Origin of the sequence: Pseudomonas sp. LRF_L74 (assembly GCF_965644255.1) — a bacterium.
GTDB lineage: Bacteria > Pseudomonadota > Gammaproteobacteria > Pseudomonadales > Pseudomonadaceae > Aquipseudomonas.
In genome coordinates, this window is record NZ_CBFFRH010000011.1 from 1 (window position 1) to 22,411 (window position 22,411).

The 22,411-nt window shown below is 60.1% G+C and carries 21 protein-coding genes, 1 tRNA gene and 2 pseudogenes; 15 read left to right on the forward strand and 9 right to left on the reverse strand.

All coding sequences use genetic code 11. From position 1 onward, the window contains the following. The 3 genes from ACSZPK_RS22865 (at position 1) to ACSZPK_RS22875 (ending at position 821) form a co-directional block, all read left to right on the forward strand. Positions 1-76: transfer RNA gene (locus ACSZPK_RS22865), tRNA-Gly, on the forward strand. A gap of 304 nt (positions 77-380) precedes the next feature. Next, positions 381-545 carry an integrase arm-type DNA-binding domain-containing protein gene (locus ACSZPK_RS22870; protein WP_437883891.1) on the forward strand — a complete coding sequence of 55 codons (165 nt, stop codon included), beginning with the start codon at positions 381-383 and terminating at the stop codon, positions 543-545. 51 nt (positions 546-596) lie between these two features. Continuing rightward, the gene (locus tag ACSZPK_RS22875) at positions 597-821 is read left to right on the forward strand and encodes a phage integrase central domain-containing protein (RefSeq protein WP_437884051.1); all 225 of its coding nucleotides are present in this window, start codon (positions 597-599) and stop codon (positions 819-821) included. A gap of 264 nt (positions 822-1,085) precedes the next feature. Here the strand turns inward: ACSZPK_RS22875 and ACSZPK_RS22880 are convergent, their stop codons facing one another. After that, on the reverse strand, positions 1,086-2,054 hold the full coding sequence (locus ACSZPK_RS22880) for a LysR family transcriptional regulator (RefSeq protein WP_437883892.1): 969 nt from the start codon (positions 2,052-2,054) through the stop codon (positions 1,086-1,088). A gap of 151 nt (positions 2,055-2,205) precedes the next feature. Here ACSZPK_RS22880 and ACSZPK_RS22885 point away from each other — a divergent pair, with 151 nt between their 5' ends. From ACSZPK_RS22885 to ACSZPK_RS22920, 8 genes are all read left to right on the forward strand, one after another. Beyond that, positions 2,206-3,504, forward strand: coding sequence for an MFS transporter (locus ACSZPK_RS22885; protein ID WP_437883893.1), 1,299 nt, complete (start codon positions 2,206-2,208; stop codon positions 3,502-3,504). A 9-nt stretch (positions 3,505-3,513) separates the two neighbouring features. Continuing rightward, positions 3,514-4,269, forward strand: a complete 756-nt coding sequence (locus tag ACSZPK_RS22890) for a class II aldolase/adducin family protein (protein WP_437883894.1) — start codon at positions 3,514-3,516, stop codon at positions 4,267-4,269. After that, positions 4,266-5,195, forward strand: coding sequence for a 2-hydroxyacid dehydrogenase (locus tag ACSZPK_RS22895; protein ID WP_437883895.1), 930 nt, complete (start codon positions 4,266-4,268; stop codon positions 5,193-5,195). Before ACSZPK_RS22890 ends, ACSZPK_RS22895 begins: the two co-directional genes overlap by 4 nt. 21 nt (positions 5,196-5,216) lie before the next feature. Further along, complete coding sequence (locus tag ACSZPK_RS22900) at positions 5,217-6,446, forward strand: Zn-dependent hydrolase (protein ID WP_437883896.1); 1,230 nt, start codon at positions 5,217-5,219, stop codon at positions 6,444-6,446. 130 nt (positions 6,447-6,576) lie between these two features. Then, positions 6,577-7,911 (forward strand): MFS transporter, encoded by a 1,335-nt coding sequence (locus ACSZPK_RS22905; protein ID WP_437883897.1) that lies wholly within the window; start codon positions 6,577-6,579, stop codon positions 7,909-7,911. A gap of 52 nt (positions 7,912-7,963) precedes the next feature. Next, positions 7,964-9,289, forward strand: coding sequence for an OprD family porin (locus ACSZPK_RS22910; protein ID WP_437884052.1), 1,326 nt, complete (start codon positions 7,964-7,966; stop codon positions 9,287-9,289). Between the two features lie 51 nt (positions 9,290-9,340). After that, a complete protein-coding gene (locus ACSZPK_RS22915; RefSeq protein ID WP_437883898.1) occupies positions 9,341-9,733 on the forward strand; it encodes a RidA family protein in 393 nt (130 codons plus the stop codon). After that, positions 9,730-10,359: an RraA family protein gene (locus tag ACSZPK_RS22920; RefSeq protein ID WP_437883899.1), complete on the forward strand. Its 630-nt coding sequence runs from the start codon at positions 9,730-9,732 to the stop codon at positions 10,357-10,359. The genes ACSZPK_RS22915 and ACSZPK_RS22920 overlap by 4 nt, the downstream gene beginning before the upstream one ends. Positions 10,360-10,438: 79 nt before the next feature. Here the strand turns inward: ACSZPK_RS22920 and ctlX are convergent, their stop codons facing one another. Together ctlX and ACSZPK_RS22930 are read right to left on the reverse strand one after the other, a co-directional pair. After that, complete coding sequence (ctlX, locus tag ACSZPK_RS22925) at positions 10,439-11,377, reverse strand: citrulline utilization hydrolase CtlX (RefSeq protein ID WP_437883900.1); 939 nt, start codon at positions 11,375-11,377, stop codon at positions 10,439-10,441. 42 nt (positions 11,378-11,419) lie between these two features. Then, the gene (locus ACSZPK_RS22930) at positions 11,420-12,472 is read right to left on the reverse strand and encodes an ornithine cyclodeaminase (protein WP_437884053.1); all 1,053 of its coding nucleotides are present in this window, start codon (positions 12,470-12,472) and stop codon (positions 11,420-11,422) included. Positions 12,473-12,668: 196 nt separating this feature from the next. Between ACSZPK_RS22930 and ACSZPK_RS22935 the strand changes: the two genes are divergently transcribed. The 4 genes from ACSZPK_RS22935 (at position 12,669) to ACSZPK_RS22950 (ending at position 15,721) form a co-directional block, all read left to right on the forward strand. Continuing rightward, positions 12,669-13,091: an Lrp/AsnC family transcriptional regulator gene (locus ACSZPK_RS22935; protein ID WP_437883901.1), complete on the forward strand. Its 423-nt coding sequence runs from the start codon at positions 12,669-12,671 to the stop codon at positions 13,089-13,091. A gap of 312 nt (positions 13,092-13,403) precedes the next feature. Further along, the gene (locus ACSZPK_RS22940; protein WP_437883902.1) at positions 13,404-14,144 is read left to right on the forward strand and encodes an ABC transporter substrate-binding protein; all 741 of its coding nucleotides are present in this window, start codon (positions 13,404-13,406) and stop codon (positions 14,142-14,144) included. Positions 14,145-14,183: 39 nt separating this feature from the next. After that, positions 14,184-14,972: an amino acid ABC transporter permease gene (locus ACSZPK_RS22945; RefSeq protein ID WP_437883903.1), complete on the forward strand. Its 789-nt coding sequence runs from the start codon at positions 14,184-14,186 to the stop codon at positions 14,970-14,972. A 17-nt stretch (positions 14,973-14,989) separates the two neighbouring features. Next, positions 14,990-15,721, forward strand: coding sequence for an amino acid ABC transporter ATP-binding protein (locus tag ACSZPK_RS22950; RefSeq protein ID WP_437884054.1), 732 nt, complete (start codon positions 14,990-14,992; stop codon positions 15,719-15,721). 570 nt (positions 15,722-16,291) lie between these two features. On the opposite strand, the gene ACSZPK_RS22955 is transcribed toward ACSZPK_RS22950, so the two are convergent. The 6 genes and pseudogenes from ACSZPK_RS22955 to ACSZPK_RS22980 form a co-directional block, all read right to left on the reverse strand. After that, a complete protein-coding gene (locus ACSZPK_RS22955) occupies positions 16,292-16,531 on the reverse strand; it encodes a hypothetical protein (protein WP_437883904.1) in 240 nt (79 codons plus the stop codon). A gap of 49 nt (positions 16,532-16,580) precedes the next feature. Beyond that, positions 16,581-17,504: a diguanylate cyclase domain-containing protein gene (locus ACSZPK_RS22960; RefSeq protein WP_437883905.1), complete on the reverse strand. Its 924-nt coding sequence runs from the start codon at positions 17,502-17,504 to the stop codon at positions 16,581-16,583. Positions 17,505-17,536: 32 nt separating this feature from the next. Continuing rightward, positions 17,537-19,729, reverse strand: a complete 2,193-nt coding sequence (gene dosP / locus ACSZPK_RS22965) for an oxygen-sensing cyclic-di-GMP phosphodiesterase DosP (protein WP_437883906.1) — start codon at positions 19,727-19,729, stop codon at positions 17,537-17,539. Positions 19,730-19,823: 94 nt separating this feature from the next. Continuing rightward, positions 19,824-20,423 (reverse strand): annotated as a pseudogene (locus tag ACSZPK_RS22970) (methyl-accepting chemotaxis protein); the annotation flags it as partial. Between the two features lie 273 nt (positions 20,424-20,696). Next, positions 20,697-21,380, reverse strand: a pseudogene (locus tag ACSZPK_RS22975) (HAMP domain-containing protein); the annotation flags it as partial. Then, positions 21,377-22,411: an HD-GYP domain-containing protein gene (locus ACSZPK_RS22980; RefSeq protein WP_437884055.1), complete on the reverse strand. Its 1,035-nt coding sequence runs from the start codon at positions 22,409-22,411 to the stop codon at positions 21,377-21,379. The pseudogene ACSZPK_RS22975 and the gene ACSZPK_RS22980, both read right to left, overlap by 4 nt.

Consider the following 22,411-nt stretch of genomic DNA (forward strand, 5'->3'; position numbering starts at 1 on the left):
GCGGGAATAGCTCAGTTGGTAGAGCACGACCTTGCCAAGGTCGGGGTCGCGAGTTCGAGTCTCGTTTCCCGCTCCAATTATTGGTTTATGGAGGTCCATAGAGTTCCATAATCTGCTGAAAAAAGGGCCTTTCGGCCCTTTTTTTGTTCCGCAGAGTTCTGCTGAAATCCACTTTCTTGTGGTGGGCGGTAAGGGTGACGAGGCCATATCAGGCTCTAACGCAATGTTAGGCGCTCAACTATGGCACTTTCAGCTGCAACCGTTCGCACCGTGGCAAACCACACACTGTAGGCGACTACGATGGTCTGAGCCTGTCCGTAGCGGCCAGCGCTACTAAGTCATGGTTTTTCAGGTATGTCTGCTGTGGTAAGCAGAAGTAGATGTCTTTGGGGGCTTACCCCGAAGTCAGTCTTCGTGAAGCTCGATTAGCTCGAAATGAAAGCCGAGCTCTCCTTGCCGCTCAAATAAACCCTCAGCGTGAACGCAAGCGTAGGCGCCAGACTGCAGATCTTGCTGAAAAGCACTCATTCCAGCTCATTTTTTAGCAATGGATTGCGCACCGGCGCCTCGAGTTGAAAGAGGGCCGTCAAAGCACGTTGTCACAGATCCTGCGTATTTTTGAGAAAGACGTATTGCCAGTCTTGGGTCGTTCGTCGGTATTCGTGATTCGAAGGAATGACCTGATTGACGTGCTTTCCAAGGTTGAACGTCGTGGTGCATTTACAACGGCAGAGAAAATCAGAACTTGGCTGAACCCGCTATTTCGTTTCGCTTTGGTCAAGGTCGATGGCCTAGAGGGTAATCCGGCTTCCGATTTGTAGTGGCCATGCCTAAGCCTACGGTCTTGCACAACCCATATCTGACGATTGCAAAATTGCCTGAGCTGCTGCGCAAGTTGGGGGGAGACGTCGACTGTACACCAAGCCTCGGATAAGTCGACGCTTCAAGGCTTGGTGCGCTTACGGGCGGGCGAATCTGTTCGAATCAATCTCGACTGATGTCACCGGGTATGTATTATTTCGCATGTATCAAGCATGCATCATCTGAAAAAAGATCGTGAACAGGATTCAAGGCTGAAATGATTGCTAAACCTCCATACAGCCAAGAAGACTCTGGAAGGACTCGATGAATACACTCTCCGCACGGTTCATTCGCTGCTCACGATTCCACATCAAGAAAACGTCTACATCGACTACACCCTCCGCCGGAGGAAGCCGCCAGATCAGGCCGTTGTGAAGATCGATATCCACCAGGTGTTCAGGCAGGCATCCGATCCCATAACCCGCGATGATCAAGCGTCGGATTTCCTCGAAGCTCGATGAGGATGCGACGATCTTTCCGGTGAAGCCCTGTTGATCTCTGAACACTGTCAGGGGGGAAAGATTTCCTCCGATCTGGTCGCTAGTAAAACTGACGAAGTTTTCCCCCTGCAATGCCTCCAAAGGGAGCCGGCGCTGCCCGAAAAGGCGGTGGCGTTTTCCACAAAAGAAAGCGTAACGCTGCCGCATCAAGCGCCGCTGCTCCAGCTTGGCTTGCGGAAAGCGGCATAGCCCTAGCCCTGCAGTCGCGGTTTTCTGATTTAGCGAGCTTTGAATATCAGAGCTGCGCATCACCTCTACCTCAAGCTCGACTCGAGGATGGGCGCGATGGAATTCAGTCAAAAAGTCATCGTATAGCGCCGACTGCACTTGGCTGATTGAAAGAAGCCTGACTTTCCCAACCACGTCATCCAACGGATTCTTCAGCGTTGCCGCCAGGCGCGAGACATTCCCGTAGATTTCCTCGGCAATCCGCAGTACTTCCTCTCCGGCAGGAGAAAGATCGAAGCGTGGGCCTCGACGCAGGATCAATGTGCATTCCAATTGCTCTTCCAGGCGTTTGAGCGACTGGCTCACGGCCGACTGCGTGATGAACAATCTGGCCGCTGCCCGGCTGATGCTTTTTTCCTGGCCGATGACCAGGTAGGTCCGTAACAGATTCCAATCCAGCCTGTCGTTCAGGAAGCGCCGACCCTGCCATTTTTGCTCGGCCTCTAGACTCTCTAGATCGCTCATCTCGCACCATTAGTAGCCTGGCTAATACTTTGAATAAGTATTAGCAAATTGATTAATTATAGGGCGTGCGGGATAAAGCTTCCAAGCGCCCGAGAGCGCACCGTGCCTAGCCTTAGAACCCTGCCAGAAAGACAATAGCCAAGGGCCTTGTATGCGTAATTCTTCGACACAGCCGCGTCGTGCCGCAGCCGCTGCATTCGTTGGCACTACCATTGAATTCTATGATTTTTATATCTATGCCACTGCGGCAGCGCTGATCCTCGGCCAGGTTTTCTTCCCAAGTGAGAACCCTGCGCTGAGCACGCTGGCAGCATTTGGAAGTTTCGCGGTGGGCTTCATCGCCCGCCCGCTGGCCGGCGTCGTATTTGGTCATCTGGGCGACCGTCTGGGCCGCAAGAAGATGCTCCTGCTGACCATCGTACTCATGGGCTTGGCCACTACTGGCATCGGTCTGTTGCCCAGCTACGCCAGTGCAGGAATCTGGGCGCCGATAGGCCTGGTAACGCTACGTATCGTTCAAGGCATTTCAGTGGGGGGCGAATGGGGTGGCGCAGTCCTCATGGCCAGCGAGCATGCGCCTGCTCGTCGTAAAACGTTCTACGCCTCGTTCGCTCAGCTCGGTAGCCCGGCGGGCTTGCTGTTGGCGCTGATCGCTTTTCGACTGGTGACCTCGCTGGAGCCAGAGCAGTTTGCCGAGTGGGGCTGGCGATTGCCTTTCCTGGCCAGCGGTGTGCTGATGCTTGTCGGCCTAGTCATTCGCTTTGGCGTGGACGAATCTCCCGAATTCAAGAGCGTTACCGAAGCAGGCAAAACCGTCCGTTATCCGGTACTGGAAGTCGTACGCAACTGCTGGCGGCAGATCTTCTTCGCGGCTTGTGCTGTGACCATCGGGTCTGCCGGCTTCTTCTTCACCAATACGTTCATGATCACCTACGTCACCCAATATCAGGGAATCTCCCGCGCTACCATCCTTGATTGCCTGTTCGTGGTGACGATATTGCAGTTCCTCTCCCAGCCTTTGAGTGCCTTACTGGCAGAGCGAATGGGTGAGGGGCTGTTTCTGGTAATGGCAGCGTCCCTGTCAATACTCATGCCGTATCCCATGTTCATTTTGGTCGGTACGCAGAACCTGATTCTGATGACCCTGGGCATTGCCATGGCTGTGATCACCCTCTCCGGGCTGTATGCGGTCATTGCAGGCTATATGGCCCAGGCATTTCCAACGCACCTGCGCTACAGCGGCATCTCGCTGGCCTATCAACTCATCTGCGCTATCGCCGGCGGATCGACTCCCGTCATCGGCACGCTGCTGGCCACTCATTACGCCGGTCAGTGGCAGCCGCTGGCCATCTTTTTCAGTCTTCTTGCAGGGCTCTCACTGTTCGGCGTATGCGGCCTGGCCCGCTTGCGCAAAGAAACAGATGCAGTACCGCTGCCTGTGAATCAATAAGGAGCTCATATGTTTAAGCCTGAGAACATCGACCAGGTGGAGTGGCAGGCACGCTGCGAACTGGCCTCCCTGTATCGGTTGGTTGCGCACTTTCGCATGACCGACCTGATCGATACCCACATAACCCTGCGGGTACCTGGTCCGGACCATCACTTTCTGATCAACCGGTATGGCGTGATCTTCGATCACATGAAGGCCAGTGATCTGGTGCGCATCGACCAGCACGGCCGTGTTGTCGGCGGGGACTCCGCGCGCAGCCGGGTGAACGCTGCCGGCTTCGTCATCCACTCGGCGATCCACATGGCACGGCCTGACCTCAATTGCGTGATCCATACTCACACCGCTGCTGGGATGGCGGTTGCTGCGCAAGAGCAAGGCCTTCTGCCCATAAGCCAGCACGCGCTGAAGTTCTACGGCAAGCTGGCTTATCACACATACGAAGGTATCGCCCTGTCGTTGGACGAACGTGAGCGACTGGTCGCCGACCTCGGCACCCACAGGGCAATGATTCTCCGCAATCATGGGCTTCTGGCCGCTGGCAGCAGCGTCGCCCATGCTTTTCACGAGATTCATTTCCTGGAGCGCGCCTGCCAGGCGCAGATACAGGCGCTGTCGGGAAATAGCAAACTTGTTCTGCCAAGTGAGGAGGTCTGCCGTCTGACCGCGCAGCAATTCGACCGCGATGAAGCCGACGAGATCATCGACATGAGTTGGCGGGCCGCGCTCTCTCTGATCGAGAATCAGCGTGAGTCCTACTGCTCATGACTACTGTCGTTTTGCTTAGCAATGACTCTCTGCTGCTCACACAGTTGCAGAAGGCATTCGCTGCCCATGCACCGGTGTTGAAGGTCGTGCTGGCTGCCGATCTTGCCGCTCAAGAGGCGGAGATTGCCGCGTGTTGGTATCCGCCCGCTGGCAGCCTTGGCAGGCTGCCTAATTTGCGCCTGGTTCATTCCGTTGCTGCGGGCGTCGACCATCTGGGCACTGACAGCAGTGGTTCCGCAGTCCCCGTCTGTCGTGTGGTCGATCCTGATCACCGCAGGGGAATGACCGAGTATGTGCGCTGGGCTGTGCTGCATTTTCATCGCGACTTCGATCGGGTGACGGCGCAGCAGCAGAAGAGCGTTTGGATTCGTCACCCGCAACGTCCCGCCGGACAGTTCAAGGTCGGCGTCATGGGGCTGGGCTCGCTAGGTTCGGCAATTGCCAATGACCTGGCTGGGGCCGGTTATGACGTTCGCGGCTGGTCCCGAAGCCCGAAGTCACTTGCCGGTGTTGTCTGCCATCACGGGGACACGCAGTTCGAAAGCTTTCTCGAAGGCCTGGACATGCTGGTCAACCTGCTGCCGTTGACCGATGCGACGCGCGGCATTCTCTGCCAGCGCACCTTCGCAGCACTCGCGCCAGGCGCCGCCATTGTCAACGGTGGCCGTGGTCCGCACCTGGTCATCGAAGACCTCGAACGAGCCCTGGCCAGCGGTCAACTGCGCGGTGCTGTGCTGGATGTTTTCGAGCACGAGCCATTACCTGCGGGTCATCCGCTTTGGCAGATGCCCGGCGTGATAGTCACGCCTCACATGGCCTCCGCCGCCTCGCACGAATGCATTGCCCGCCAAGTCGCGGAAAACGCCCAGCGCCTGGCTTGCGGCGAGACATTGAACAATTTGGTCGACCCTTCTCTGGGTTACTGAAGCAGAGACACGAGGTAACGCATGAACGTAGTTAATTGCAATGGCAAGCGGTTGTGGGACAGCCTGATGCAGATGGCCAAGGTTGGCGCCACCGCGAAAGGCGGCAACTGCCGGCTGGCGCTTTCGGCAGAGGACAAGGCAGGCCGTGAGCTATTCATGGACTGGTGCCGGGATGCAGGCATGAGTCTGGCTTTCGACGGCATCGGCAACCTCTTCGCACGACGCCCTGGACTGGACGATAGCCTGGCTCCCGTGGTCATGGGCAGTCACCTCGACACACAGCCCAAGGGCGGGCGTTTCGACGGGATCTATGGCGTGCTGAGTGGGCTTGAGGTGGTTCGTTGCCTTAACGAGCTGGGCCTGGAAACACGGCGTCCAGTCGAGATCGCGGTATGGACCAACGAGGAGGGCGCGCGCTTCACGCCTGCGATGTTCGGCTCCGCGGTCTTTACCGGCAGCCTGTCTCTACAGACGGCATTGGACGCATGTGATGCCAGCGGAATCAGTGTCGCTCAGGAGCTCGACCGTACTGGACACGTGGGTGACTTGTCGTTTCAGCGGCCGTTCGATGCTTACTTCGAGGCTCATATCGAACAAGGCCCGATCCTTGAAAACAAGGGCCTGCCGATAGGCGTGGTCACGGGAGGGCAGGCTATTTGCTGGCTGGATGTTCAAGTGCAGGGCATGAGCGCACATGCCGGTACGACCCCGATGGCGCTGCGTAAGGATGCCTTGTTCGGTGTGGCCGAGATGGCCCACGGACTGGAGGCCCTGGCCAGCGAGTTCGCTTCCAAAGGCCTGGTTACCATCGGCCAACTGAACATTGCCAAGTCTTCCCGCAATACGATTGCGAGCCTGGTGGATTTCACCGTGGACCTGCGGCATCACGACGACGAGCAGATTGCGCTCATGGAGCAGCAGGTGCGGGAGCGTTTCCAGCGAATCGCTGACGATCGGGACCTCAGCTTGCGTATCAACCGCCACTGGCTGAGTCCGGCGACTCCCTTCGATGTCGACTGTGTCGGTGCTGTGCGCCGTGCCGTGGAAACACTCGGTTATCCGCATCAGGACATCGTGAGTGGGGCAGGGCATGACGCGATTCTCATGGCCCGTCATTGCCCTACGACCATGGTGTTCATTCCGTGCGTTGGAGGCCTGAGTCACAACGAGGCCGAAGACGTCATCCCCGAAGACGCGCGCATGGGCTGCGACGTATTGCTCAACGCCGTCATCGAGCGACTCGAGCGCTGACCCATTCATAGCCGCTAAACGCGGCCCCCATAACTACAACAATCAAGTGCCCGTACGCGGGCGCTCGGACTCCTACTGCCAATCAACAACATTATCCGCTGAGCACACGCTCATCCAGGAGATATAAGGCATGAACACCTCTGCGTGCGTACAAGGCCAGCTTCCAAGCAAGGAAGCAGCGGTCGACATGAAGAAAGTGGCAGTCGCCAGCGTTATTGGGACGACCGTGGAATGGTACGACCTGTTCCTTTTCGCGACGGCTTCAGCCCTGGTATTCAACAAGATTTTTTTCCCCGCATTCGACGCGTTGGTCGGTACCTTGCTGGCCTTCGGAACCTTCGCTTCTGCGTATGGCGCACGCATCGTGGGCGCGGCACTGTTCGGTCACTTCGGCGACAAGCTTGGCCGCAAATCGATGCTTCTGATTTCGCTGCTGGCGATGGGAGCTGCCACCTTTGCCATTGGCTTGCTTCCCGACTACGCAAGCATTGGGATCTGGGCCCCCATCCTGCTGCTGATCTTGAGAATCATCCAGGGCCTTGCGCTGGGCGGAGAGTGGGGTGGTGCCGTACTCATGGCCGTGGAACATGCGCCAGCCCATCAACGAGGTCTTTACGGATCGTGGGTACAAATCGGCGTACCGGCGGGCACCATGATCGCGAACTTGGCATTCCTCGCGATTGCGGCCCTGATGTCTCCAGAGGACTTGTTGAGCTGGGGCTGGCGTATCCCGTTCCTGGGGAGTGTTCTGCTGATTGCGGTGGGACTCTACATTCGCCTCAACCTGAGTGAAACCCCGGCGTTCGACGAAGCCAAAAAAAGTGAAAAGCAGATAAAGGTGCCGCTCGCGGAGATCTGCCGAAAATATTGGAAGCAGGTGCTGCTGGGTGGCATCGCAACCATGTCCACTGGTGCCTCATTCAACATCATCGTTGCCTTCGGCCTGACCTATGGCACCCAGACCCTGGGTTTCAGTCGCTCGGTCATGCTCAGCGTCGTGCTGGCTTCCTGCGCGCTGTGCATCTTCTTGTTGCCGGCTTTCGGAGCGCTTTCCGATCGCCTTGGGCGTAAGCCGGTAATCATCGGCGGGATCATCGCGGAGGCCGTTGTCGCCTTCCCGATGTTCTGGCTGATGGACACCCGCGAACTGCCGTTCGTGTTCCTCGGCTACATGCTGCTGATGACCGCCTTCGCCGCCAACTACGGTCCCATCGCCACGTTTCTGGCCGAGCTGTTCGGCACCCGTGTTCGCTATTCCGGGCTCTCGGTCGCCTACATGCTTTCCGGGCTCCTGGGCAGTGCTGCAACACCGATGGTTACGACCGCGCTGCTCTCCTGGACGGGAAAAGGCTCTTCGGTCGCCTGGTACATGATCGGCTCTGCGCTCATTTCTTTGATCGCACTCTTGCTACTGACAGAAACCTTCAAGCGCGACCTGACTCGGGAAGCGGCCTCCCATGATTGAGCGCACCCAGCTTTCGAAGACGACCACCCTTATTTCTGTTGGAGCACGCGGCATGGATAAAACTCTCTCCCTGTTGGGCTGGAGCGTCAGCGCGCTTCTGATGACTTTGAGCACTTCGGCATCAGCTGATTTCCTGGCTGATAGCAGCGCCACCCTGGGCCTGCGCAACTTCTACTTCAACAATGACTACCGCGATCAGCCCGGTGGCGGTGGACAGAGCAAAACCGAAGAGTGGGGGCAGGGGTTCATGCTCAAGTACAGCTCGGGCTTTACCGAAGGCACCGTTGGTTTTGGGGTCGATGCCCTGGGTTTGCTGGGTATAACGCTGGACAGCGGCGGCGGCCGTCATCTTGGCAGCTCAATGATTCCCAACGATGGCGAGGGCGCAGTGGATCAGTGGGCCCGCCTGGGGCTCACCGCGAAAATGCGCTTTGCCAAAACCGAAGCCCGCTACGGCAGCGTATCGCCAAAACTTCCGATTCTGCAGACCAATGACGGCCGCCTGTTGCCACAAACGTTCGAGGGGGCGATGTTGACCAGCAATGACATCGATAACCTGACGATCAATGCCGGCCGCCTGGAGCATGCGACTGGGCGCGGCTCCAGCGACCGAACTGCACTAGCGGTCGGCGGCGGTAGTCAGGCCAGCAACGAATTCCTCTTTGCCGGGGCGGACTACAAAATCGGTAAGGGAGTGACGCTGCAGTACTACGTCGCCAATCTTGAGGATTACTACACGCAGAACTTCGTCGGTGTTCAGCACCTGTGGACGCTGGGTGAGAGTCAATCGTTCAAGACCGACTTGCGTTACTTCGACAGTCGCTCCAGCGGGGCAAACGGAAATGCGGCCGGTCGCAGTGAAGGTTATAGAGTGGGTGGCTATAGCCATGACAGCACCGGTGAAATCGACAACCGTACCTGGAGCGCCTTGTTCACCTACAGCCTGGGTGGCCACGCGGTTACAGCCGGTTATCAGAGCGTCTCGTCAGGCAGCAACTTCGTTCAGCTCAACCAGGGTTCCCTGGCTGACAAGGGCTCGGGTGGCTCCAGCATCTACCTGTTCACCGACCGCATTCTCGCCAGCTTCAACCGTGCCGGTGAACGCACCTGGTTTGGCCAATACGCCTATGACTTTTCAGCGCTGGGTGTTCCAGGTTTGACCGCCTCCATGGTTTACCTCAAAGGCGACAACATCCAGACCACTGCCGGCTCGTCTCAGAGCGAGTGGGAGCGTGACCTGTCGCTGGACTACGTCATTCAGAGCGGAACACTCAAGGGACTGGGAGTTGGCTTGCGATCAGGAGAGTTCCACTCCCAGGCGGATGCCAATCAGGATCAGACCCGAATCATCGTCAGCTATAACCTGGCACTGTTCTGATCAAGCTGCTCGCCCGCCTGATAACGGGCGAGCTTTCGAGCGAGGTATGACATGAAACGTATCACCGCCGCCGACGGCACCATCGGTCCGGTCGGTCCCTATTCCCAGGCAGTCATCAGCGGAAATCTGGTGTTCACAGCCGGGCAGATCCCTGCCGGTGAAGGCTTCGATTCACAGCCCGCGGATTTTGAGGAACAGGTTCGCCAGACCTTGCGCAACCTTGAAGCGATATTGATTGCTGCAGGTTCCGACTTCAACCATGTCATCAAGGTCAATGCCTACCTGACCGATCTGGCTCAGCTCGAGCCGTTCAATGCGGTCTATCGGGAAGTGCTTGGCCACGCGCCGCCGGCACGCACTACGGTATGCGTGCAACTATGGGGGGTATCCCTGGAGATGGACTGCGTGGCAGAACTCCTGGAATCTCAAGAGGCCAGCCGATGAGCGATCTCGATAGCCTTGTGCAGCGCCTCGCCGAGGTGAGTTTTGCGACCCTCGGGCATTTTCTCGATGATGGCTTCGCCGATCCCGGACTGCGTGCGCAGACACCTGGCATCCGACTGATCGGCCGGGCAGCGACCCTGCAACTGGCCGATCGCGATGCCATCGCCATGAACCAGGCATTGGCTCGCCTGCAAGCCGGCGAGGTACTGGTAGTCGCTACCGGTGGCGATCTGCGGCACGCTTGCGTGGGCACTGTCACCGTCAGCGCCGCCCTGAGCGTCGGCGCCAGCGGTATCGTGGTCGACGGGCTGGTCACCGATGTCGTCGAGCTGCGCCAGCTCGGCCTGCCGGTATTCGCCAGGGGCACCAGCCTGCTTACCACCAAGCTGCGCGGCAGCGAGACCAGTCGCTTTGGTCTGCCGGTGACCTGTGGCGGCGTGCTCGTTCAGCCTGGCGACATCGTGCTAGGTGATGACAACGGTGTGATGTTCATTAGCTCGGCCGCTTTGGCCGACGTCATCGACAAGGTCTGTGCATCCGACCAGGCGGAGCCCGGACTGCTTGCCCGCCTTGCCCAGGGCGAAGCGCTGTCCAGTGTACTTAAAACCCGCAACGACACGCTCTGATCGGCCATCATCCGAAGGCCTGTTTGCTGGCTCCCACTTGAAGATGGGGCCAGCAACGGGGATGACGCGTGACCGTTGTTCAGTAGCGAGCAGAGAGATGAATGCCGGCAATCATGCAGCGTACCGAGCCACCAGCCATCTCGACGGTTGGCACATTCAGCGGCACCAGCCGCGCAGAGCGCTCGATACGCGCGCGCTGCTCATCGCTCAGACTCTCGAACGCCCGTTGCGACAGGGCAAGGATACGTCCGTCACACCCGGACAATTCGATGGCGTTGCCAGCGAATTCCTTGATCTGTCGATTCTCCAACTCGATCACCTCGCGACCCGACTCCTGCAGACGCTTGCGCACTTCTTGCGCTCGTGGCTGATGGGTGAAGGTACCGAAGCCCACCAGTGCAAAATCCGTGGCCACGCACATCAGCACATTGGTGTGATAGATCGGCTTGCCCGTACCATCTGCAGTATCGAAGACCATCGGTTCGAAATTGAAGTGGGTGCTGAAGCGCTCGAGTGCCAGGGGATCGGCCCGGTTGGAACGCGCGGTATAAGCCACCCGCGCCAGGTGATCGAACACCATCGCCCCGGTGCCCTCGAGAAACAGGCCGTCGGCCTCCAGCCCGGAGTAGTCGATCACATCCTGCACCCGATACTCACGCTTCAACATCTCGATGACGTCAGTGCGCCGCTCGCGACGACGGTTCGGGGAGTACATCGAGTAGAGCGCGATATGTCCCCCCGGATGGGTGGAGAACCAGTTGTTGGGGAATACGGAATCCGGCGTGTCGTGTTCACCACGGTCTTCGAACAGGTGAACGCGAACGCCCTCGGCCTCGAGACGGGCAACTGCTACGGTCACTTCGTCATAAGCAGCCTGGGCAATCGCCTGAGCCGCCTGTTTGGCGGCACTGCTCTGGAAGGCGTTGTCGGCAGCGGTCTGCGGGTTGGGAGTAAAGGCATGCGGGCGGATCATCACCACCGCGGCCGGCGCCTGAATAGAACGGGTAGGACGGGGCATTTTTGCGGACACCTTGGGAAAGTCGGTACGGCTCGCGATCGGTCACGCCACGCGGCGAATACGCTGCTTGCTGGAACCGCCACGGGTATGGCGGAACAGATCCTTCGGATCATCATCGACCCAGGGCACCAGATCCACCTTGACGCCCACGCCCCGCAGTTCGGCCTGCTCATTGACATAGCGCAGGACCGAGTAATCCTCGAGGGCAAAGCCAACCGAGTCGAATACCGTCACTTGCTCCGCGCTCTGGCGGCCTTCAGCCGTGCCGGACAGCACCCGCCACAAATCCACCACCGGAAAATCCGCCGGCAATTGCTGAATGTCACCTTCGATACGCGTCTGTGGCTCGTACTCGACAAAAACACGGGCGTTACGCAGGACATCGACATGCAGTTCGGTTTTCCCCGGGCAATCGCCGCCCACACCGTTGATGTGCATGCCAGGCTCGATCATCTCTGGAGTGAGAATCGTGGCATAAGCCTTGTCGGCGGTTACCGTGGTAACGATATCCGCACCGCGCACCGCTTCGGCAACGGAACTGGCACCAATGATCCGCAGGTCGCTGTACTCCTCAAGGTTGCGAATGAGCTTGGCAGTTGCCGCGGAATCGATGTCATATGCGACGATCTCCTCGATCCCCAGATGCTTGTGGAAGGCCAGCGCCTGGAACTCGCTCTGTGCGCCGTTGCCAATCAAGGCCATGCGCCGAGAGTCCGGCCGCGCCAGGGCCTGGGCCGCCATCAGCGAGGTTGCCGCAGTACGCAGCGCGGTGGCCACGGTCAGCTCGGAAAGCAGGACGGGGTAACCCGTTTCCACGTCGGCCAGTACGCCAAAAGCCATCACCGTATGCAGGTTACGCGCAGTATTGCCCGGGTGGCCGTTGACGTATTTGAAGGCGTAGCGACTGCTGTTGGATACCGGCATCAACTCGATCACGCCGACGTCGGAATGATTCGCCACTCGTGCACATTTCTCGAAATCCGACCAGCGTTTGAAGTCGTTGCGGATGGCTTCGGCCAACTCACCGATGAATGGCCCGGCGCCAATTGTGTTAACCAGATTGGACATGGTCGGCACATCAATAAAACACGTCATGGTTACTTCCACCTTATTATTAACTTTAAGTTGACGGACAAAAAAGGACGGAACAGCATGCGCAACTTCAGCGGCGGTTCCATGGCGATAGTTTGCTAGCGGTCGCTGCCAAAATGAAGTGAACATCTTGTCAATTTCAACCCGATAGTTAGCACTTTGCACACCCTAAATAACAATGTGACTACTCGAGCGCAACATGGACGACATCGACAGGGAGCTCGTTTCCCTATTAAGAGACAATGCAAGAACACCTGTGGTGACCCTGGCGAAAAAGTTACGTGTCGCTCGGGCAACGGTGCAGAACCGTATGGCGCGCCTCGAGGACGAGGGCGTGATCGTTGGCTACACCATCCGCCTCAGGCCCGACACCCAGGAGCATGGCATACGGGCCATCACCAGTATCGGCATCAACGGTCATCATGCTGCCGAGGTGAAGCGAGCGCTGCGCGGGCACCCCAACGTGGTTGCCATTCACACCACCAATGGTCGCTGGGATCTCATGGCGGAACTGCGTGCCGAGACCCTGGAAGCCTTCGACAAAGCGCTCAACTCAATCCGCGCCATTCAACATATTGCAAATACTGAGACCAGCATTTTGCTCTCCACCTACAAAATGTGATCACTGTCAGATTTGAATGAGTGTCATCGTCGACACTCACATGAGCACTTTGCAAATTGAGCATTACAAAGTGCTCAAAAAAATCAATAAGTCATACAACTTGCCTTGTTCTGCTTGGCACCTGCCGGTGGCAAACTTGTGGCGCACCACGACGCAAACAACAATCTAAAACTCAATTTCTAATTGCATCAATCCTGCCAGGCCACGTTCTCTATTGCCGTTTCTGATGCGGCATAGTGGAAAGTAGCCACCATCAATAATGATTAATAAGAGGAAAAGGCATTGAAATTAAAAACTGTTGCGTGCTCGCTGATGGCAAGCATTGTCCTGCTCGCAGGAACTACGCAGGCTCGCCCCTACGAAAACATTCGTGAAAGCGGAACAATTCGCGTAGCGACTGGCGGCGAGTTTCCTCCCTTCAACTATTTCGAGGGGCGCAAGCTCTCTGGCTTTGAAATCGAGCTCGCCGAGGCGGTGGTCAAGCGCATGGGGCTGGAGCTCGAATGGAAAACTCTGGGTTTCGACTCCCTGCTCGCCGGTCTGCAGCAGGATCGCTGGGATATGGTCATCTCCTCCCATGGCATCACCGAGGTACGCGCCAAAGCGGTGACTTTTCTGGCCCCGCACTACTGTTCCGGTGGCTCCATCGTCTCCCGTGACCCGGCGATCCGTTCGGCCGCAGACCTGAACGGCAAGCAGGTCGCCATCCAGACCGGTTCGACCTACGCCGATAACGTACGCCAGCTCACCACCCCCAAAGATATCAAGAACTACCCGCAGGATCGCGACGCACGCACCGCGCTGGCAACCGGCAGGGCCGATGCCTGGGTGACCGACAAGTTCGTTGCCCTGGAAGCGATTCAGGCAGCACCAGCCGCCAAGCTGCAACTCGGTGACCTGTTGTTCGTGGAGAAGATTGCCGGGGCCGTTGGCAAGGGCAACGCCGATCTGGCCGATGCCTACAACAAGGCGTTGGCCGAGGTCATGGCAGACGGCACCTACCAGGCGATTTCAACGCGCTACTTCGGTGAAGACGTTCGCTGCCCCTCCTGAGGGCAGTTCCATGACGGCTAGACAAGAGCGACAACAATAATGACTTTCCTTCTATCGGCATGGCCGGCCTCCTGGTCGCGCCAGCAACGCAGTACCCTGGCCATCGCATTGGGTGTCGTACTTCTGATGCTGGTGATGTGGCTGATCGCAATTCCGCTGTCCTACGTTCCCGAGCCCATCGCCTCGAATGCCACCATGTTCGCCGACGGCACACGCACCACGGTGAAAATGACCCTGATCGCCGCCGTCTTCGGCATCGTGCTAGGGCTGGTTGCGGCGCTGGGTAAACTGTCTGGTTTCGCCCCCGCCCGCTGGCTGGCTTCGTTCTACATCTGGATCATTCGTGGCACACCATTGCTGGTGCAGATCCTATTCGTGTTTCTTGCCCTGCCGGTGCTGCTGCCCTGGTTGCAGATGGACGATTTCACCTCGGCATGCGTGGCGCTGGCTTTCAACGCGGGGGCCTACAACGCCGAGTCGATTCGCGCCGGTCTGCTGGCGGTACCACGTGGGCAGACCGAAGCCTCACGCTCCCTGGGCCTATCGCGTGGCTACACCTTTTTCGATGTGGTGTTTCCCCAGGCTTTCAAGATCTCGCTACCGCCTCTGGTCAACAACTTCATCGCCTTGCTCAAGGACTCCTCGCTGGCCTATGCCATCGGCGTCGTCGAGCTGACCAACGTCGGCAACCGCTTGCAGGCGGCAACCTTCGAACCATTGCCAGCGCTGATCACCACAGCGCTGATCTACCTGTTGCTGACAACGCTGCTGACGCAGATTTCCAATGCCGTTGAACATCGTATGGACGTAGAAGGGCGACGCTCGTGACGACAATAGATAATGCGCTGATCAAGGTGTGCAACGTACACAAGTATTTTGGTACTCAGCATGTGCTGCAGGACGTGTGCACGCAGTTCCAGTCGGGCGAGGTGACAGTGATCGTCGGAGCCTCGGGCTCCGGCAAGAGCACGCTGCTGCGTACCCTCAACCGCCTGGAAAAACACGATAAGGGCCACATCACCATCGACGGAATCGAGGTCGATGACAACAACAAGCGCCTGGATCGCCTGCGCCAGGACGTTGGCATGGTGTTCCAGCAGTTCAACCTATTCGCCCATCTCTCGGTGCTTGACAACATCACGCTGGCGCCACGCCGCATGCGTGGTCTCAGCAAGCGCGAAGCCAATGGGCGGGCTATGGAGTTGCTGGGGCGGGTAGGCCTGCAGGATCATGCGCACAAACATCCCCATGCGCTTTCCGGCGGTCAGCAACAGCGGGTGGCGATAGCCCGGGCTTTGGCCATGCAACCGCGTGTGATGCTGTTCGACGAGCCCACCTCTGCTCTGGATCCGGAAATGGTCAAGGAAGTGCTGGATGTTATGCGTGAACTGGCCTCTTCCGGCATGACGATGATCGTCGTCACCCATGAGATGGGCTTTGCCCGCGAGGTCGCTGACCGCATCATGTTCTTCGACCAAGGCAAGATCGCTTTTGATGCGACCCCGGAGCAGTTTTTCACACGTGATCACGACAATCCGAAGATCAACTCTTTCCTCAGCCGGATGCTCAATCACTGATAGCGTGCGCGGGTACATGCGCAATTAGTTCATGCAGCAATAATGCGCGTTCGGGCAGCTGTAATCTGTCCGACAAGGGCTGGCCCTCCGGCTTGTTACTGCCAGATCGCTTGTAGGCCGCTCGCTGCTGGTATGGCTCTGCTGCTTGCTGCGCCAGCCGTAGAGCTGGTAGGCATGAAGACCGAGTTGTTCGGCAGCTTCACTGACTCCGACTCGCTCGGCCAAAGCCACTCTGCGGGAAGCCCGCTTTCTTGGGGCAAGGACATCGGTCCAGGCTCGATCGCAAGCAGAAGCGGCAGGTCGTGCGCCTGGCCGATGAACGCCGTGTCCCTTCCTCAGGCCGAGCACCGAAGCAGCCTCATCCGGCATCTCATTGAAGTGATCCAGGCGATCGGCTGCGATCTTCGGAGGGATTGCGCCGGGACGGCGCACAGCGTTTGCCAAACAGTGGATGGCTCTCTCGAATGCTGGCGATTCTTACCGACGGCCGAGTGCAGGGCGTGTCGCTGCCAATGGGGACGATCCAGTTCGTGGTTCAAGGCCTGTGACTGCCCGGCCACGGGCATTGGGTCAGCGTTCTGTGTGCCAGGCGTCGTTCACGCTGTGGTGCAGGTTGTACACGTCCCGCGCATGCACGTAGAGCATGTCGGCTTCCTTCCTGCTGAATATGCTGAGTGCGGCGAGCAGCTCGGCCTGGCTCTCGATCTGGGTGAGCATTCTCTCTCGCACCGTGGCGATGGAGGCGCGTTCCATCTTGTGCAGCCGGGCGGTCAGGTAGACGCGTGCGGTGGTTTGTAAATCGGTGGACATTCGGTTTCCTTGCTTTGCTCGATGTGCTGTGGATGTCGGATGGCGGGTGCTAGCCGTAGGTGATCGTGCTGTCGGCGTACCAGCCCCAGTTACCCTTGCCGCTTTGCTTGACCCGGTACAGGGCCAAGTCCGCGCGTTGCAGCAATTCGCGTTTGTTCGCGGCCTGGTCGGGGTAGAGGCAGCCGCCGACGCTGCTGCTGATGTGGATGGTTTGCTCGCCGACTTCTATCGGTTTGGCCAGTGAATCAACGATGCGCTTGCAGATGGCGGCAATCTGTTCGCAACTGTCCGGCGCGGCCAGCAACAGGCCGAACTCGTCGCCGCCGAGTCGGCACACCAGGTCGCCGTCGCGCACGGCAGCCTTTAGCCGTGCCGCGACGATGCGAAGCACCTCGTCACCGACGCCGTGGCCATGGGTGTCGTTGACAGGCTTGAAGCCGTCCAGGTCGACCATCAGAAAGGCCAGGCGCCGAGGAACCGGCCTGGTGGTTTCGTCACGCCAGCGCTCTTGCAGGCCACGGCGGTTGGCTACGCCGGTCAGCGAGTCGTGGTAGGCGAAGCTGCGCAGCAACTGGTTTTGCCGCCTGATGTCGGAGATGTCCTTGAAGATGGCGACCGCGAGTTTTTCCTCGTGCAGGATCAGGCCGCAATGCAGCACGGTGCGCAGGTGGCCGTCGCCGCTGAGGATGTCGATCTCGATGTCGGGCACGCTGGTTACGCCGCCACCTTCTTGAGCCTCGAAGGCCTGCCAGTGTTCGCGTGCCAGTTCGCGCTGGTATTCGTGGACATAGGCTTCCTCGATGAGTTGCTCGATATTCCTGAAATAGCCGGGCGGATAGCCGAATATCTGGTCGAACGTGGTGTTGCCATAGCGGATTTGGGCACCGGGCAGGGAGGCCCAGGAGATACCGAAGGGCAAGGCGTCGAGGATGTGTCCGAGGGCGTTGAGTGGTAGGGGAAAGATGTTGTCCAACCCGGCATTCCTTATGATTTCTTGAGCTGGCATTATTTTTGTTTTCGTTTCCCCATCACCCTCGGCAGAGCATTGGAGAGCCATTTCAGGGTCTCGTCGGGGCTCAGGGGGCGGGAGAACAGGTAGCCCTGCAACACCGGGCAGTGATACTGGCCAAGCAGGGTACGTTGCGCCTGGGTTTCGACGCCCTCGGCGACCACCGTCAGGCCCAGGTTGTGGCCGATCCCGATCACCGCCGCCACCAGCGATTGCAGGCGGCTTTCCTCCGCGCAACGATCGATGAAGCTGCGGTCGATCTTGACCTCGGTCACTGGCAGGTTGACGAGGTTGGACAGGCTGGAGAATCCGGTGCCGAAATCGTCCACCGACAACCCGACTCCCTGCGCGCGGATGCGGTGCACGACATCGAGCATTTGTGGGGTCAGCGCCATCACGGTGCTTTCGGTGATCTCGATGGTCAGGCTGTGGCCGGGCAGGGTGAATTCGTCCAGCAGGGCGGCGATGAACTCGGGCAGGTTACGGTTCTGGAAGTTGATCGGCGACAGGTTGACCGAGACGGTCGGCACCTGCACCCCGGCTGCGCGCCATTGCGCCATCTGCTGGCAGGCCTCGCCCAGCGCCCAGTGGCCGAGGGCCTCGATCTGGCCTGTTTCCTCGGCCACGGTGATGAACCGCGACGGTGGGATGTGCCCGAGTTCGTCGTCGTGCCAGCGTGCCAGGGCTTCCAGTCCGTGTAGTTCGCCGCTGTCGGTGCGCACCTGGGGCTGGTAGTGCAGGCGCAGCCTGCCTGCCGCCAGCGCGCGCTTGAGTGCGGCACTGAGCAGCAGGCGATCCTGGGCGATCAAGTTCATTTCCGGGCTGAAGAACTGGTAGCTGCCGCCACCGCTCTGCTTGACCCGGTACATCGCCTGCTTGGCGCCGGCCAGCAGGGCGTCCGCCTCGCGGCCGCCGTCGGGGTAGTGGCTGATGCCGATGCTGGCGGACAGATGCAGTCGCAGGTTATTGAGGATGATCTGCTCGCCGATGATCGCCTGTAGGCGTTCCGCCAGCCGAGAGGCGCCGTACGCGTCGCAGTTGGGGACGACGACGAGGAACTGGTCGCCTTCGGTGCGGCTGAGGAACTGTTCGCTTGCGAGGCGCCCGCGCAGGCGGTTGGCCAGCGTGACCAGCGCCAGGTCGCCAGCGGCATGGCCCAGCGCGTCGTTGATGTCCTTGAAACGATCCAGGTCGATCTTGAAGAAGGCGATGCTGCGCACGATCGGTGCGGCCAGCAGTTCGTTGATGTGGCGCGTCAGGTAGCCGCGGTTGGGCAGGCCGGTGAGGGTGTCGAACTGCACCAGTTGGTTGATGCGCTGGCGGTTCTCTTCGCGCTCGATTGCCAGCAGGCACAGGTGCACGCTGGCCTTGGCGATGCTCTCCAGGTATTCGACCGGCTCGTTGCTGTCACGGAAGTAAAAGGCGAAGGTGCCGGCCACGCTGCCGTCGCGGCGCAGCATTGGGTAGGTCCAGCAGGCCCGTAGGCCATGGGGCAGGACGATGTGCTTGTACGGCGTCCACAGTGGTTCGCTGGCGATGTCGCGAACCATCACCGGCTGGCGGCGATGGGCCGAGGTGCCGAAGCTGGCCACCCCCTCGCCGATGCACATGCCCTCGAAGGACGGGCCGTATTCGGGCGGGAAGCTCGGCGCCGCCCAGGGGCGCAGGCGTCCATCCTCGATACGGCATAGCGTGACCAGCACGCCCGAGATGATCTGTTCGATACGGCGGCACAGGTAGTTGCCCAGGGCCGCAAACGGCAGGTCGCTGGTCAACGCTTCCAGGGCGTCGCGCTCGAGGTCGCGGATGCACTGTTCCGCACTGCTGTCGTGGAGCACATCCACCGAGTAGCCGCATGGCCCGTCGTCGAATGGCGAGGTAGAGATGCGCACGTGGATGTCGTGGCCGGCCTTGTGCCGCGCCCGTATCTCTGTGTGGAAACGCTCTTTTCCCCATGGCAGTGCGCGATGCCGTGCCAGCTCTTCGTCGGACAGGGACGGCGAGGGGAACAGGGCGCCGGGGTCGTGGCCCAGTACCTGCCCGGCCGGGTAGCCGAGCAGTTCGCTGAAGGCCTGGTTGACGTGCACGATGCGGCGTTGCGCGTCGAGCACCAGCACGGGGCTGCCGGCATGATCGAGTGCCCGCTCCAGCAGGGAAGCGGGATTCCTACCCTGGCTTGCCGTGTTCATCGATTCTCTCCTCCGGCCGCTGTCCAGGCCAATGCCATGATGGATGACGTTTCCGGATGTCATGGTTGATTCAATGCGTCGATTCATGCTGGCGTCAGGTACGGAAATGCCCGACCAGCGCGTCCAGGTCCCGGCCCAGGCGTTCCAGCTCGGAACTGGCGGCGGATATCTCGGCGCTGGCGCTGGCCGACTCCTCGGCGGTGCCGCGTACCCGGACGACGCTGCGGTTGATTTCTTCGGCCACCGTCGTCTGCTGGTCGGCGGCGCTGGCGATCAATTCGCTCATCTGCTGGATGTCGGCGACCTGGCGGGTGATGACTTCCAGCGCCGCGCCCGTATCGCGCACGCCGGCCACCGAGGCCTGGGTCTGCTCGACGCTGTTTTGCATGGTGCGCGAGCCCTCGTCGGCGATGTGTTGCAGTTCGACGATCAGTTGCTCGATTTCGCCGGACGACTGCTGGGTGCGCTGGGCCAGGTTGCGCACTTCGTCGGCGACCACGGCGAAACCGCGTCCGGCTTCGCCGGCACGCGCCGCCTCGATGGCGGCGTTGAGCGCCAGCAGGTTGGTCTGATCGGCGACTTCCTTGATCACGTTGAGGATGCCGCCGATGCGGTCGCTTTCCTGTTTCAGGCGGCCCATGGATTCGGCGGAGACGCCGATCTCGGTGGCCAGCGCCTCGATCCGGGCGATAGCGGTCTGCGACAGCTCATGGGCGCCGCAGGCTTCCTGGTCGGCACCACGGGCGGCCCTGGCGGTCTGCTCGGAATGGCGGGCAACCTCCTGCACGGTGGCGGTCATCTGGTTCATCGCACTGGCCACGCTGTCGGTGTCGCCACGCTGGCAGTCGATGCCGGCCTGGGTCTGGGTGGTGGCGACGGCCAGTTGCGAGGCCGAGGCGGCGATCTGGTGAGCGCCCGAGCCGATCTGCGAGATGACCGTGCGCAGACTGCCGTTCATCGTGTGCAGGCTGCACAGCAGGGTACCCAGTTCGTCGCGGCGTTGACTGTGCAGGGCCTCGGTGAGGTCGCCATCGGCGATGCGTCTGGCCGCGGCGACGGCGTGGCGCAGGGGCAGGGCGATCTGCCGGCTGATGACCAGCGCCGCCAGGGTGCCGAACAGCATGGCGGCGAGGGCGAGGGCGGCGAGCCAGAAGTCGCTGCGCGCCACCAGCTCGGCGGCGCGGGTCTCCTCGGCCAGGTACAGTTTGTTGGCGTCGTCCAGCAACTCGGCGAGCAATTGGTTGGCGGCGACCACCGCGCTGGCGTCGGCGGCCTTGTCGCGGGTTTGGCGGTAGCTTTCGAGCTGGGCCTGCAGGTCCAGCAGCGGGGCGAGGTCGGAGGCCGGCCAGGTGCCGTCGCGGGCCGCGGCGATCATGGTGGCGAGCGTCTCGCCGATGGCCTGCAGGTGTTCGCGGTGGGTGTCGAGCAGGCTGGCATCGGCGTTCAGGGCATAGCTGAAGTTGGCCTCGCGGGTGAACACCACCTCGTCGAACAGGGCGCCAAGGCGGTTGATGCGTTGCAGCGACTCGCTGCTGCCGTGCAAGCCATAGAGGCCGGTCAGGGCCAGCAGCAGGGCAAAGGCCAGTAGCAGCCCGAAGCCCAGGCCGAGTTTGCGCGAGACGCTCAGGTCCTGCAGGGAAAATCCACTCATGAATGTACCGCCGTCGTTCGGTTTGCCAGGCTTGCGGGTATTTCTTCCGGGTCGATCCAGCGTTCGCGAATGCGCAGGATTTCCGGCAGGCAGTCGATGAAGATATGCACCAACTCGGGGTCGAAGTGTCGGCCGCTTTCGCGGCGGATCAGCGCCAGGGCCTCCTCGACCAGCCAGGCGGGCTTGTAGGGACGCACGCTGGTCAGGGCGTCGAACACGTCGACCAGGGAGACGATGCGTGCGGCGTGGGGGATGTCTTCGCCGGCCAGGCCATTCGGGTAGCCGCTACCGTCCCATTTTTCGTGGTGGTTCAAGGCGATGCTGGCAGCCAGGCGCAACAGGCCGGACGGGTGCTCGCCGATGATCTGCGCGCCGATCTCGGTATGCCTGCGCATGACCGCCCATTCCGCTTCGGTGAGCCTGCCGGGTTTCTGCAGGATGGCGTCGGGAATGCCGATCTTGCCGACGTCGTGCATCGCGGCGGCATGCAGCAGTTCATCGGCGGCGGTCTCGCTGTAGCCAACGGCCAGGGCCAGAACCTTGGCGTAGTGGCTCATGCGGATGACGTGCTGGCCGGTCTCGTTGTCCTTGAACTCGGCCGCCGTACCCAGGCGCTGGACGATCTGCAGGCGCGTTTCGCGTAGCGTTTCGGCCTGTACCAGCGACAGGTGGGTGCGAACCCGCGCCTTGACGATGCTCGGATTGAACGGCTTGGTGATGTAGTCCACGGCGCCGAGCGCCAGGCCGTGCTCCTCGTTGGCGGCGTCGTTCAGGGCGGTGACGAATATCACCGGGATGCGGGCGGTCAGTGGGTCGTGCTTGAGCCGGCGGCAAACGTCGTAGCCGTCCAGGTCAGGCATCATCACGTCGAGCAGGATCAGCTCGGGTTGCTCGATGCGCGCCAGATCCAGGGCCTTGGCCCCGTCCTTGGTGGCGAGCAGGCGATAGTCGTCCTGCAGGGTGTGGCGTAGCACTTGCAAATTGGTCGGTTCGTCGTCGACCAGCAGCAGGGTCTGTCGTGAGTCTTGCAT

What these genes read in the sequence shown, in the direction of transcription:
- ACSZPK_RS22930 (WP_437884053.1), bottom strand. Translation starts at nt 12,472, where the DNA reads ATGACGTGTTTTATTGATGTGCCGACCATGTCCAATCTGGTTAACACA.
- ACSZPK_RS22920 (WP_437883899.1), top strand. Translation starts at nt 9,730, where the DNA reads ATGAGCGATCTCGATAGCCTTGTGCAGCGCCTCGCCGAGGTGAGTTTT.
- ACSZPK_RS22895 (WP_437883895.1), top strand. Translation starts at nt 4,266, where the DNA reads ATGACTACTGTCGTTTTGCTTAGCAATGACTCTCTGCTGCTCACACAG.
- ACSZPK_RS22915 (WP_437883898.1), top strand. Translation starts at nt 9,341, where the DNA reads ATGAAACGTATCACCGCCGCCGACGGCACCATCGGTCCGGTCGGTCCC.
- ACSZPK_RS22955 (WP_437883904.1), bottom strand. Translation starts at nt 16,531, where the DNA reads ATGTCCACCGATTTACAAACCACCGCACGCGTCTACCTGACCGCCCGG.
- ACSZPK_RS22940 (WP_437883902.1), top strand. Translation starts at nt 13,404, where the DNA reads ATGGCAAGCATTGTCCTGCTCGCAGGAACTACGCAGGCTCGCCCCTAC.
- ACSZPK_RS22885 (WP_437883893.1), top strand. Translation starts at nt 2,206, where the DNA reads ATGCGTAATTCTTCGACACAGCCGCGTCGTGCCGCAGCCGCTGCATTC.
- ACSZPK_RS22905 (WP_437883897.1), top strand. Translation starts at nt 6,577, where the DNA reads ATGAACACCTCTGCGTGCGTACAAGGCCAGCTTCCAAGCAAGGAAGCA.
- ACSZPK_RS22900 (WP_437883896.1), top strand. Translation starts at nt 5,217, where the DNA reads ATGAACGTAGTTAATTGCAATGGCAAGCGGTTGTGGGACAGCCTGATG.
- ACSZPK_RS22890 (WP_437883894.1), top strand. Translation starts at nt 3,514, where the DNA reads ATGTTTAAGCCTGAGAACATCGACCAGGTGGAGTGGCAGGCACGCTGC.
- ACSZPK_RS22980 (WP_437884055.1), bottom strand. Translation starts at nt 22,411, where the DNA reads ATGCAAGACTCACGACAGACCCTGCTGCTGGTCGACGACGAACCGACC.
- ACSZPK_RS22880 (WP_437883892.1), bottom strand. Translation starts at nt 2,054, where the DNA reads ATGAGCGATCTAGAGAGTCTAGAGGCCGAGCAAAAATGGCAGGGTCGG.
- ACSZPK_RS22935 (WP_437883901.1), top strand. Translation starts at nt 12,669, where the DNA reads ATGGACGACATCGACAGGGAGCTCGTTTCCCTATTAAGAGACAATGCA.
- dosP (WP_437883906.1), bottom strand. Translation starts at nt 19,729, where the DNA reads ATGAACACGGCAAGCCAGGGTAGGAATCCCGCTTCCCTGCTGGAGCGG.
- ACSZPK_RS22945 (WP_437883903.1), top strand. Translation starts at nt 14,184, where the DNA reads ATGACTTTCCTTCTATCGGCATGGCCGGCCTCCTGGTCGCGCCAGCAA.
- ACSZPK_RS22870 (WP_437883891.1), top strand. Translation starts at nt 381, where the DNA reads ATGTCTTTGGGGGCTTACCCCGAAGTCAGTCTTCGTGAAGCTCGATTA.
- ctlX (WP_437883900.1), bottom strand. Translation starts at nt 11,377, where the DNA reads ATGCCCCGTCCTACCCGTTCTATTCAGGCGCCGGCCGCGGTGGTGATG.
- ACSZPK_RS22910 (WP_437884052.1), top strand. Translation starts at nt 7,964, where the DNA reads ATGGATAAAACTCTCTCCCTGTTGGGCTGGAGCGTCAGCGCGCTTCTG.